The 12,880-nt window shown below is 43.0% G+C and carries 9 protein-coding genes; 2 read left to right on the top strand and 7 right to left on the bottom strand.

The genetic code is table 11. From position 1 onward, the window contains the following. Positions 1-63 precede the first annotated feature (63 nt). Both V7K73_RS23705 and hetZ read right to left on the bottom strand, forming a co-directional pair. Positions 64-1,041, bottom strand: coding sequence for a PatU (locus V7K73_RS23705; RefSeq protein WP_334883605.1), 978 nt, complete (start codon positions 1,039-1,041; stop codon positions 64-66). Next, positions 1,034-2,239: a heterocyst differentiation protein HetZ gene (gene hetZ, locus V7K73_RS23700; protein WP_334883603.1), complete on the bottom strand. Its 1,206-nt coding sequence runs from the start codon at positions 2,237-2,239 to the stop codon at positions 1,034-1,036. Before hetZ ends, V7K73_RS23705 begins: the two co-directional genes overlap by 8 nt. A gap of 205 nt (positions 2,240-2,444) precedes the next feature. Here hetZ and V7K73_RS23695 point away from each other — a divergent pair, with 205 nt between their 5' ends. Further along, positions 2,445-2,918 (top strand): hypothetical protein, encoded by a 474-nt coding sequence (locus tag V7K73_RS23695; RefSeq protein WP_334883670.1) that lies wholly within the window; start codon positions 2,445-2,447, stop codon positions 2,916-2,918. A gap of 303 nt (positions 2,919-3,221) precedes the next feature. Here V7K73_RS23695 and sds read toward each other — a convergent pair whose 3' ends face one another. Beyond that, entirely contained in the window at positions 3,222-4,193 is a 972-nt protein-coding gene (gene sds, locus V7K73_RS23690) for a solanesyl diphosphate synthase (RefSeq protein WP_334883601.1), read from the bottom strand. A gap of 959 nt (positions 4,194-5,152) precedes the next feature. Here sds and V7K73_RS23685 point away from each other — a divergent pair. Next, positions 5,153-5,305, top strand: coding sequence for a hypothetical protein (locus V7K73_RS23685; RefSeq protein WP_289800153.1), 153 nt, complete (start codon positions 5,153-5,155; stop codon positions 5,303-5,305). A 73-nt stretch (positions 5,306-5,378) separates the two neighbouring features. Here the strand turns inward: V7K73_RS23685 and murI are convergent, their stop codons facing one another. The 4 genes from murI to V7K73_RS23665 form a co-directional block, all read right to left on the bottom strand. Beyond that, positions 5,379-6,245, bottom strand: a complete 867-nt coding sequence (murI, locus tag V7K73_RS23680; protein ID WP_334883599.1) for a glutamate racemase — start codon at positions 6,243-6,245, stop codon at positions 5,379-5,381. Between the two features lie 128 nt (positions 6,246-6,373). After that, complete coding sequence (locus tag V7K73_RS23675; protein ID WP_334883598.1) at positions 6,374-8,287, bottom strand: N-acetylmuramoyl-L-alanine amidase; 1,914 nt, start codon at positions 8,285-8,287, stop codon at positions 6,374-6,376. Between the two features lie 504 nt (positions 8,288-8,791). Then, complete coding sequence (locus V7K73_RS23670) at positions 8,792-10,669, bottom strand: N-acetylmuramoyl-L-alanine amidase (RefSeq protein WP_334883597.1); 1,878 nt, start codon at positions 10,667-10,669, stop codon at positions 8,792-8,794. A gap of 561 nt (positions 10,670-11,230) precedes the next feature. Beyond that, a complete protein-coding gene (locus V7K73_RS23665) occupies positions 11,231-12,709 on the bottom strand; it encodes a cation:proton antiporter (RefSeq protein ID WP_334883596.1) in 1,479 nt (492 codons plus the stop codon). Positions 12,710-12,880 lie beyond the last annotated feature (171 nt).

Below are 12,880 nucleotides of genomic sequence, written 5' to 3'. Positions count from 1 at the left end.
AAGCCCTAAGGCAATAGTTACCTTAAGATATTCGGCATTACGTACTAGCGGTGGCAATTAAGGTTACACAGTGGGATTAATCACAAACAAAAGCGACTGTTCGTCTATTTCAGGAAACTCAACTTCCAGAGTATAAGTTGGGTTAAGTTGTTCGCAACCTAACTCTACACTTAAGTATCCCGGAGTTGAAGATGTAGCCATTGCTAAAGTTCCACTTGTGCGAAGTGTCAAAGTTCCTTTAACAGGTAACTCAGCCTGAACAAGTAACTTCGTAAGTTTATTTACAGACTGATACTCTACCCTGATGTTCAAATTACCGACAGTGGTTAGCCATTGTCTTTCTACCAGCGGACTAGTTGCTGAAAGTGGTAGAGTCAGATTTTCCAACAGTTGTTTAGCCGCCAGCAACGACAAAGCCATTTGTTGACGCGGTTGTAAATCTGAATAATCGCTCTGAATATTGGGCATTGTCTCCAGAGTACTTACAGAACGATAAGTACTTCTTAGCACCAATCCCGCGATATCGTTTAGTGCTTGAGACTCGTTGGGAAAAAAGCTCTCCACCACTTGAACTAATTTTGCTCCCAGAGGTACTGAAGATGTCACCATTGATTGACATTTTTCTAGCAATTGTTGGAAAACTCTCTCCGGTAACGGACGCGGTAGGTTCAGCTTCGACTGTTGTACCATCCACCCCCAGGTAGGAACGAGCGTCATTGACGGCTCATCAACAAAATCGGGATAGTCGATTAATTGTGTTTCCCAAGGAAATAAAGGTGGGTGTTCTTGGGCTTGGCTTTGTAAGCGATTCTTAAGGACAACTTGAAAACGATCTAGCACAGTAGGAATTTCTCCCAATTGAAAGGTCTGAGGTGTTCCTCCCAATTTTGGCTCACTGCTTTTTGAAGCAGTGGCTTCATTGTGGAGGTTTTTTACCCCGTCATTTTCCTCACATTCTACAGATCGATCGTTATTTTTGACATCATCTGTCAATAACCAACCGAGACACTGAGATTGTAAGGATTCTGAGTCACTATTCATGAGTAGATGCACCTGATCCGGACACTAATGAGTTACGAATTTCCCAAGCTTGCTCAAGAATCTTAAACCATCGTTTTTGAAGTTGTGCCATTGACAGCCCTAAAGTTTTTGCAATTTTTTCATCGGCTTGTCCTTGTTGCTTCAACTCTAATAAAGACCGTTGCTTATTGTCCAGTTGTGTTGTATATACTTGCCATTGCTGGGGAGTTAAGCCCAAATTGGTGTGCAAAGAAGCTTCCAGCCACTCGTGAACCAATTCCCAACGGTGTAATAAAGCAAACCGGATCAAATGATACTTGAAGCGCTGCTGTAAGTAATCTCTCTGACGAGGGGTTAAACCTAAAATCGACTCAATTTCCTGTGCAGATAAATCCTGGAGGCGGAGAGAGAAGTAATCAGCACAGTCAGATTGTTGCCGTTCTTCGAGATAATTCATTAACTCTGTAACTACAACAGAACGCAAAGTATCTTCTTCAGGTTCAGGTTCGGCTTGCGTTGCCATTGTGGAGCGTAATTGATGCACTGCTGGTTCTTCCCAACAACCATCGCCTTCATTATTGCTGCCTTCTGCGGCTTGTTCTATATCTACACTGGTTTCTGGGGGCTGCTGTTGAGAAAAAGTTTGCGCCCGTAAAATAATTAGCTGCTGCTGACGGCCTGGTAAGGGAATGCGTCGTTTGCCGTAGCGTTCGGTAAATGCCATGTACTCGGACAATTCTAGAAGCGTCTGAGGGCGATAAGTAGCACCGAGTTGATTTTCTCGCCGGAAAGCGTTTAATGCCTCCAGATAAAAACTTTGTAAAAAATCTTCAATTATAGTCAGTCGCCCTTGATAACTCAATTGCTTCTGAGGCGGATTAATGTATCGATAAATAATTGCACTCAGAGTACTGTGTAATTCTACCCTGCCCCGATTGGAACCCAACTGATAGTACCTAAGACACTGTTGTAGCCGATGCCGAGCCAGGGTCATGGCCGAGCTTTCTACAGAGCCAGAAGCTTGAATACGTTTGCTTTCATGGCAAATCCGATAAACTTCGGTGGTAATACGTCTTGCTACATCGTGGCAATTTTGTTCCGAAGCTTTGGTTGATTGTTGAAACTCCGTAGACAGGAGTTGAAAGATCACCTCCACGCCTTTAGAATTTTCTCCCAGAATATTTGCAGATGGAATAGTTGCGGTTGCGGCTGAATTCATAGTCTCAGTTTTCAAAAGACCCTAAGTATTTAAATACAACCTGTAGGACTTGTGGGTATTGGCTTTTTTGATTTTACGTATAAGCTAAACGCAGACCAATCCTACATTGAGAATGTGGATGATTTTATTATTCCCAACTTCGATGGGATTGTTCACACTTTGATAGATGTTATTGCCATTACCCAGGAGCCGTATACAAGCCATTATGGATTTAGAAGCACAAATTCAATTGCTGATTGACAATGCACCCCGCGATGGTATGACACCAAATCTGATTGCAGCAATTGCTCCTGCTCTTAGAGCGATCGCTCAAAAATTACGTCACTCCCAGTACTATGTTCTCCAAAATTCAGAGTCAAGGTGGGTTTTAACTACATTGAGCAATCTTACTAATCCAGGATTGGAAAAGCGCGTTGTTTACGCTTTCCCTACCATACAGGATGTCTCTCTAATTTCCCCTGCTGGGCTTGACCCTCAAATGCTAGCTAAAATTATCCCTGTCACCCATATTTTGTTCCGATTGGTGGCATTAGAACCCGTAGATAGCATCATTTTTTTGGAGACGCCGGGTAAGACCACTCATACCGTTGAAATTCGCCGAACTGAACTAGAAAAACTCATGCAGAAACAGCTACGACAACAGCGATCGCCTAAACAGATACCCCCTGATATTGCATAGAAAAAACTTGGATGTGGGATTTTTTATATACAATCCCACATCCAAAATTTTAAATCTCAAATTTGTTTGAAAAAGTTTTTGATCAAAATAAATTAATGCCAGTTATCAACCTTCTAGTTCTTTAAAGAAGCAAGCGATCGCTTTAATTTTCCGCTTAATCTAAAATTGGTTAACAAACAGTTATCAGTGAACATTTTTCAAATTTTAGCTGACCATTAAGCAAAATTTCCCCACCTAAGAACAGGTGGAAGGTTTCGCTTGGGGTTTAAAGTCCTCTAAGATACCAGTTAGCTGGTAAATGATTTAAAAAAGACGGCTCAGTGTGTACTCAGCTATGTTAATCAATGCCTGGTGCGATTCTGAGGGTGAGAGAACTGCAAGATGTTCAATTGCTAACTTAGCATGGTGAGCAGCTAACTCTCGCGCCTGCTGTATGCCTTGACTATCTTGAATTAGTGCTAGTGCTTGCTCTAAATCCCCCTCTTGAGCAAACTCTCGCTCAATCAGCACTTCCAAAGATGGTTTTTGGGCTAAAGCAAATAAAACGGGTGCTGTCAGATTACCACTTTTAAGATCCGACCCTACTGGTTTACCCAAAGTATCTGTTGTACTGGTGAAATCTAGAATGTCGTCAACAATTTGAAATGCTATACCAAAATGACGACCGTAGCTATATAGATGCTCAACAGTTTCTCGTGACACTTCACTCAGTAACCCAGCAGCTTTAGAACTGTTGGCGATTAACGAAGCTGTTTTGTAATAACTCTTCTCAATGTAAGTTTCAATAGAGATACTCGCATCAAAACGATTCAGTCCCTGCTGAATCTCGCCAGTAGCTAGATCCATAATTACTTCTGAGAGCAGTTTCACCACTTCCAAATTGTCCAAGTTTGCTAAATACCAGGACGATTGGGCAAAAAGAAAATCTCCTGCTAATATGGCAATGCGATTACCGAACAAACTATGAACGGTAGGAACGCCTCGCCTCACGTCTGATTCATCTACCACATCGTCATGTACCAAGCTAGCTGTGTGAATCATTTCTGTAATCTCAGCTAGGCGGCGATGACGCGGTGTAATCTCTTGTTCTAACATTGTTGCCCGCGATATTAGCAGGACAATTGCTGGCCTGATACGCTTTCCCCCAGCACCGAATAAATGTTCGGCTGCTGCAAACAGAATGGGGTGGCGATTTCCAACTAGCTGTTTTAGGTTATCTGCTAGTAGTCGCAGGTCTGCTTCCACAGGGGTAAACAGGGAGGTGGCTGGGGTCATGGATGGGCGGACTCTGACTTTGGTTACGAAAGTTTACATATCCTACACTTATTTTAAGATAACCCTGTGCCAGCGCAAAGTTTTCATCAGGTAATCCCATTTTCATTCTTTCTATAGGTGATAGTTAAGGTTAATGGTGTGTTTGTCAATAAGCAATTATGCTTAAATTTTCGTGGTTGAGGTTTAAAGTAACTTAAAAGATGAGTTACAAGGATACGTAAATAAATATAAGCTAGAATTATGTTAAGTAGTTTCCCTGTACGCTTTTCCCGCCACAGTTTCACAGAAAAATTAAGCAATATTGCCTATTGACAAAAGGGATGTGGTTTAAATAAGTCGCCAATGACTCAGACTAAATTTCTTCAGGATTGAAGTGCAGCTATTCAAAAAATTTGAAATTTAGCAGTCGAAGAAGCTCAAAATGTAAAGTCGTTGTGTTACGCTAAAATATAGGAATTTTAAATTTTTCAGATATTCACACTCTAAAAGTAAATCAACTACTAAGTGATTTTACTTGGTTGGTGATGTAAGTCTAAAATAATTAGTCGTAGCTTAAAATTAAGGAAATAATTCCTTTAATTTTTCCTACGATCCGCGAAACTCCTGGTTTGGAGCTATGCGATATCCCTATGGGAAGCCGCTACACGTCTTCAGCGCACGTTGAGCGCAAGCATTGCTCCTTTCACAGCAATGTGATCAAAAATAAAGCAGATCAAGTAGACCGCAAAGAATCATAGTTTTAGATTGCCTTTTAGTAATCTAACTGCTATGGGATCTATGGTCTGCAAGAAGTCGCATTAGAGAATAAATTATTTGTCTGTAGAGAATTTTATCTCTATAGGTAATTTTACCATAGGAAACTCCAGCCATGAAGAAAGCACTTGCTTGGCTGAGGTTCTACTAATTTTATATTGATTTAGAAAGGTGCTAGTAGAACAATGATTTACGGAAGTATACCTATGATGATTTTTATTTTAGCGTCTGGATATTTGTTCACAGTTTACCTGTTGTTAGCACTGGCAAAGCGAACAGGTACCAAAACTGTTCCGACAAGTTTTCCTTCATCTACCGAAGGAAAACATAAGCAGGAGATATCAGTTAATAGTCAATAGTCATTTGTCATTTGTCATTTGTCCTTAGTCTTTGGTCATTTGTTTTGATTAAAGGACTAAGGACTAATTAGTTTTATTGGAGTTGGGAAATAGCGGTATCAGTTAAGCAAACCTCTTCAACAATTGGGGTATAACCTAGCCACTGTACTCCTGACTGGGAAAACTGTTTTGGACATCCGCTAACGGCGAAGCGAGTTGGCAGTGGGAGGTGAGTATTTTTTAAGCCTAGCAAGTCTAGCTCTTGAGAACAAGCTGCTACGACATGAACAGCTGGGTCAACCAGTTGGACATGAGAGGGGAGGAGCGATCGCAATACTGGTGTAAGGTGGGGATAATGGGTACAGCCGTGAACTAAGGTGTCAATTTCCTGCTCTAATAAAGGCTCTAGGTAGGCTCTTGCTACTTCAACAGTGTAGGGGTCATGAATCCGGTTTTGCTCGATGAGTGGGACAAACTCTGGACATCCAACTTGCCAGACTTGGACATCTGGAGCAATTTCGAGGATAGCGTGCTTATAAGCATTACTTTTAGCCGTAGCGGGAGTGGCAATTACGCCAATCCGCTTTCCTTGCTGCACGGCAGCTTTTGCACCTGGTAGGATTACTCCCAAAATGGGTATGTTGAATTCCTGACGCACGGTTTCTAGGGCTAAGGCAGAACTGGTGTTACAAGCCATAATCACCATTTTTACCTGCTGCTGTTGTAGCCAGGTAAGAATTTCACGCGTGAATTGTAAAATTTCTGTTTGGGAACGAATTCCGTAAGGAAGTCTAGCTGTATCCCCAAAGTAAATAATTGATTCATTGGGGAGTTGCCGATATAGTTGTCGCAATACCGTTAGTCCACCCACACCACTGTCAAATATGCCAATTGGGGCCCGTTGGGGTTCTTGCTCAGAAAAATTGTCAAGATTCGCTTCAAAGATCGAAGATGAATACACAGGCAGATATAAATTTAGGTTTTGGGATTTAAAATACAGAATTTAGCAGACAATGTACAATTTGACCACTAAATTCTGGATGCTAAAAAAGTCTAAATACCACCTTTTAATTAGTAATTTATCCTATATTAGCGGTTTAAGAATTTTAGAATGCCACGAGCGATCGCTTCTGCCATCTGATTTTGATACTCTGGTGTTCCCAATCTGGGATTGTCTTCTCGACCAGTCATATAACCTGTTTCTACTAAAATCGATGGCATAGAGCTTTTTCTAAGAACGTAGAATCTGGCTTTGCGGGTTCCCCGGTCTTTGATTGTGCTGATGTTTTGGAGGATGGTATTGCGAACAACTTCAGCCAGAGCATAACCGCTATCATAATAATATACTTCTAACCCGTTAACATCAGGGCGATTATCAACGGAATTAGCGTGAATGCTGACAAAGGCAGTCGCATTAACTCGCTCGGCAATTTCTACGCGTCCCTGAAGTTCTACGAAAAAGTCAGCATCCCGTGTGAGTACTGCCTGTACACCATTTTGCTCTAAAATTGCTGCTATCCTTTTACCAATAGGCAGAATTACGTCCTTTTCTAAAAGTCCGCCTAGACCTGGGGCACCTGAGTCTTTTCCACCATGTCCTGGGTCAATCACAACTAGTAATTTCCCTCTGGGAACTGAGGGACGCGGCTGTGGCTGGGAGATAGGACGGGAATTATCTGTGGGGTTTGGGAATTGACTTAGGTTTGGCGATGGCAGAGGAGGTAAACCAATCGCAGGTGTGACGCTACCAGAGCGTTGTAATTCTAAAGCCAAAAGTTGGTCGCCAACCTGATTGAGTTCCCCAATTTGGACTCCGGCTGCTGGTTGAACCAAGACGACGACAGTATTAGATTCTTGTGGTTGCAGGCGAACCCGCAGGATGGGGCTATTAACATTAAAAGTTGGGCCTGTAACTTTGGGAGCTAACCGAGCATTGTTGATGGTGATACGGAACAAACCAGAAGTTCTATCCCAGCCTCCTATAGCAGATAAAGCTTGGTCGCCTCTAATCAGCAGTTGTGTGCCATTACCAGCCAATTGCACAGACTGAATGGTAGCAAGTGAGGTGTTAGTAGATGGTATTGGGCGTGGACTTCCAGGCAACTGAGCAACGCCACGACTGGGAAGAACTACAAAACCACCAATACTGCTAGTGGTTGCTCGCCAATTTTGACTATTTTCGTCCACCTGTAAAGTTATGCGAACAACAGATGGGCTTGTTTGTAGTTGGCTGAACTGAATGCGGTTGACACCATAGCGATTAATCGGCAAATCGCGCTGCCCTAGATTTGGTGATAAAGTAGCGCCAGTAATATCGATGTTAACTGCCGTTTGATCGTTGCTATGATTTACCTGAATCTGAGGATTACCACCATTGGTGCGGATGAAAAAACCATCGCCTGTGACTTGTAAGCTCTGAATTTGAGTAACTCTGGCGGCAAGCATTCCGTTTTTAGGCGGATTGATAGGGTTTGCTGTCACCACATTGTAAATATCTCTTTGGGGGAACAGTGGTGGAAATGTTCTCGGTGAAGTCTTTGTTGCTATAGCTTGTTCTTGTTGCCCCCCAGTATTTGAGGGGACATTTTCAGCTACTGGCGTAGGTAATTGTACCATCCAGCGTTCACGAAGTGTCCCCGCAGGGGATTCGCCAGTTGTGCCAACAAATTTTACTCCCTTGGGGTCAAGAGTATAACCAGGAGTCAGTTCAACGACTATGCGCGTTGTTTGTTCGTCAAACTGCCCAACACGGATAGCGCGAATTGCACCACCCACCGATTGGGTTAGCTGCGGACGCCCAAATGTGGTTCCTGGCAAATCAATTACCAAACGAGTGGGGTTAAAAATTAATTGTGCTTGGGGTTGAACATTCCCCGAAGTATTAATTTCCAGACGATTTTGGTTGGTATCAAAACGCCAAGATTGGAGTCTCGCGGCCATTGCCGGCGACGACAGCATGAAGATAGTTCCAATAGTACTGGATAGTAACCAGTGTAATTTCACAGTCCTTTCTCCTAATTCACATTCATGGGAGCCGTCAACATCTCAACATATTGGCAAATCCTCACACCGTCACCGCGCACACTTGAGTTTTGCGCTGTTATTAAGACACAGCTAATGGCGTAAAATATAGCACGCTCTTTTGATTTTGCCATGCCATGAGCCTATATAAATTTGACTGTCAATTTTAGATTTTAGATTCCTAATTTTAGATTTTTTTATTTTTGGTTGATGGCAAACTAACGCTTTGATACAATAACACCCCTTATGCCGTGAAATAATTTCATTATCGAAAATTTAAAATTCTCAACCCTATCCCTTTATCGGTGGGGTTAATCTAAAATCCAAAATCTAAAATCCAAAACTGCTTGCCTTGCAAATCATCAGATGACAATAACAAAGAAGCTACTTCTATCCCGCCGCAAAAATACTTAAATTATTTACTACTAAATTGGATAAAAATGGTAAAGATTACATGTATTTACTCAATAATTTCGACTAAATCATTTATCTTCTCTTTAAATACTGAAGAACGCCACGAGCGATCGCTTCTGCCATTTGATTTTGGTAAGCTGAGGTTCTGAGCCTAGCCATATCCTCTCGACCAGTCATGTAACCCGTTTCCACGAGAATCGAGGGCATAGAACTTTTTCTGAGGACATAAAATCTGGCTCGCCGCACTCCCCTGTCTTTGATAGTACTAATACTTTGAAGAATGCTACTGCGGACAATGCGAGCTAGATTCAGACCACTATCGTAATAATATACTTCCAAGCCATTAACATCGGGACGACTTGCACCTGCGGAATTAGCGTGGATGCTAACAAACACATCAGCATTAGCCCTTTCTGCTAATTGCACCCGTCCTGGAAGGGTAACAAAATAGTCAGAATCCCTGGTCATAATTACTTGTACGCCATGTTGCTGCAAAATCTCAGCAAGTTTCTTACCAATAGGCAAGATAACATCCTTTTCGCGCGCTCCCCCAATGCCAAGCGCTCCAGAGTCTTTGCCACCATGTCCTGGGTCAATAATCACTACCACTCGCCCATTGCTAACTCGGCGCTGTGGTTGTGTTAGGGGCTGGGGATTGGGATTGTTTAGGTCTGGGAATGGGCCTCGGTTTGGCGGTGGTAGCCCAGGTAAAGCAAAAAGGGGTCTTCCGGGGAGGGCGACAACTCGCCGAGAAGTTTGTATTGATACCAAAAGCTGGTCGCCAATTTGCTGGGGTTGCCCAAGTTGCACTCCGGGGGCTGGTTGAACTAAAACAACGACTGTGTTAGGTTCTTGTGGTTGCACGCGTACCCGGAGAATGGGGCTATTGCGAGCAAAAGTCGGGCCTGTGACTCTAGGAGCTAACTTGGCATTGGTAATTGTGACACGGAACACACCCAAGGATCTATCCCAGGTTCCCGTGGCAGATAAAGTTTGGTTGCCTCTAATTAGCAGTTGTCTGTTATTATCAGCCAGTTGTACAGACTCAATTGTTGCTGCCGAGTTGTTAGCAGATGGTCTACTGGGAAAGGAGGGTGGTTGTGGCTGATTGTCAGAATTATTATTTCCCAGCAATCTGACAACGCGACTAGGTAGAACTACTAATCCACCACTGTTACTATTAGTTGCTTGCCAGTCGGGGCTATTTTTATCTACCCGCAAAGTTAGGCGAACGCCAGGAGGTTGGCTTTGTAGTTGGGTAAATTCGACGCGGCTAACACCATGTCTGTTAACAGGGATATTATTCTGTTGGGCTAGACGTGGTGATAAAGATGCGTCAGAGATATCCATAAAGATGCTAGCGCGATCGCGGCTCCGAATTACCCGAATCGGAGGATTTCCACCACTGGTGCGAATGAACAACCCATCGCCTGTTACTTGTAAGTTCTCAATTTGAGTCGCCCCCCTTGTAGTAGTGGCAACCCTTGAAATACCAGGTTGCGGCTCAGAGTCTGGGGTAACAACAGCGTAAGCAGTTCTGGGAGAAGAAGCTACTCTATTGACTTCTGGTTTAGGTAATTGCACTATCCAGCGATCGCTAGTTGTACCTACAAATTGCACTCGCTTTGGGTCTAAAGTATAACCAGGAGTCAGTTCGATAACGATCCGGGTTGTTTGTTCCTCAAACTGCCCAACCCGGATCGAGCGAATTCCTCTGGCTACCTGTTGGGTTAGCTGCGGACGCCCAAATGTGGTTCCTGGCAAATCAATTACCAGCCGAGTTGGGTTGAAAATTAGTTGTGCTTGGGGTTGAACTGCTCCTACAGTATTAATTTCCAGCCTGTTTTGATTGGCATCAAAGCGCCAAGATTCAAGTCTCGCAGCCATTACTGGCGACGATAGCATGAAGATAGTTCCAATAGTGCTGGGTAGTAACCAGTGTAATTTCACAGTCCTTTCTCCTAATTCACGTTCATGGGAGCAGTCAATATCTCAACTCATTGGTAAATCATCACACTGTCATTACCTAAACTTGACCTCTGATACCTTTTTTGATTTTTTAAGCTGGTATAAAGACGCGCTTAAATCAGTTATCAGGTTTCATGTTTGGGTCTAAATCCTCATGTGAAATTTTCCACCTTTAGAGGTAGAAATTCTGACTCCCAAGGAAGCTAGAAAACTAATAATTGATAACTGTTCACTGATAACTGTTTTTTGTTTTTCGCCATCAATCTACTAAATAGATAATTCCCATTCCTTTGAGAGAATCTACCAAAATTTATGGGTGTTACTCCCCAATTACCTGGAAAATTTTCAAATAAAGGCTCACAAGGCAAGGGAGACTGGAAATAAATAACATTCCGAATGCTGGTAGAAATTATAAACAGACGATTATTCTACAATCAGATGGGACGGAAATTTAAAGAGAGAAGTTTCCACTGCATAACTAGGGATGAGGGGGATGAGGGGGAATTATTCAACAAGTTTCTCCCTATTCCCCATTCCCAAAGATTAGCGATCGCTCGATTCTGGGGTTACTTCCAAGTTGTTACTGTCATTTGATGCTGGCACCCTCAACTGAGGCGGTTCAATTAACAACGAGGTTCCAGAGGAACCATCTAAAATCAGTTGGTCTGAACCTGAATCCACAGTTTTTGGGTCTGGAAATACAAATCGTAACAAAGGAGGAGCTAAAAAGGTTGTCAAGATAACCATCATGATGATTGCCGCCCCTAATGGTTTCGAGAGAGCGCCACTGGCTGCACCGACAGCAGCAAATACTAATCCGACTTCCCCTCTAGGAATCATCCCTACACCGATCGCTAAACGGTTGATTTCTGGTTGACCAAACACGCTTAAGCCTGTGATTACTTTACCGAGAATGGCTACTGTAATCAGGAAAATTGCCATAATTAGACCTTCCCGGTTATCGGGAATTGCTGGGTTTAAAACTCCCAAATCGGTTTTTGCCCCAACAGTCACAAAGAAAATTGGCACTAAGATATCGGCAATGGGGCAGACTTGGGTTTGCAGTTCTTTGCGCTTATCTGTCTCTTCTAGAACTAAACCCGCCGCAAAAGCTCCTAAAATTGTTTCTAAGTGGATGACGGCAGCAAGGTATGCCATAGCAAAAGCGAAGATGAATGCTGGGATTACCAGTCCACCGCGTGTTTTGAGTTTATCAGCGATCGCCACAAAAGATTTATTGAAAACATTCCCTAGTAGAATTGCTCCCAAAATAAAACCAGTGGCGCTAATAATCAAATAAATGACTTTGCTGACATCCACCACGCCATCTTTAGCTAAACTGGCAACTACCGCTAAAACGATGATTCCCAAAACATCGTCAATTACGGCAGCACCCAAAATAATCTGCCCTTCTTTAGAATTGAGTCGCCCCAACTCTGACAGCACCTTAGAAGTAATCCCAATACTAGTGGCAGTCAAAGCCGCCCCTGCAAAAATTGCGGGTACAGCAGCAATTCCAAACAAAGTCATCAATCCCACAGTGCCAGCTACAAAGGGTACTGTTACCCCCACTACTGCAACGACGGTGGCTTGGATACCAACTGCCATTAAATCTTTTAAGTTCGATTCCAAGCCGATTTCAAACAGCAGGATGATCACACCCAATTCTGCCAAAACGGAAATGACCTCAGATTGCGCTGCAAACACGGCTGGAGTCGCTTCAGGGGTTAAACCAGCAGTGATTTGAAGGAAGGACATGATTAAAGAGTTAGAACTGTCTGTGCCGCTTTCTGGAAACACTAAAAGGTGGAAAACAGAGATGCCAACTACCACGCCACCTAGAAGTTCGCCTAAGACGGGCGGTAAACCCACTTTGTTTGATAACTCTCCACCAGCTTTGCTGGCGAGATAAACGACTACTAAGCTTAGTAACACTGCTGCTACTACCATTGAATTGTCTGCGGCTTGTGTTGCGGTAGCCAGCAGAGGAAAAGAGAAGCTGATTGGATCTAACAAATGCATGGGTTCTCTGAAAATCCTTCTCTTTGATTTTGACGCGTTTCTGAAAAACATCCTATGGAAATGCTATTGGCAACTTCTTTAAATTAATTTGTGTAAAGTTCGTAGTTAGGACTTCAGTTCTTGATTTTTAAACACTTTAGTACTACAAACCCTTAAAACTAGCTTGAGAAA

Origin of the sequence: Nostoc sp. (assembly GCF_036916975.1) — a bacterium.
Taxonomy (GTDB): Bacteria; Cyanobacteriota; Cyanobacteriia; order Cyanobacteriales; family Nostocaceae; genus Nostoc.
This window is presented reverse-complemented; position numbering and strand designations above follow the sequence as displayed.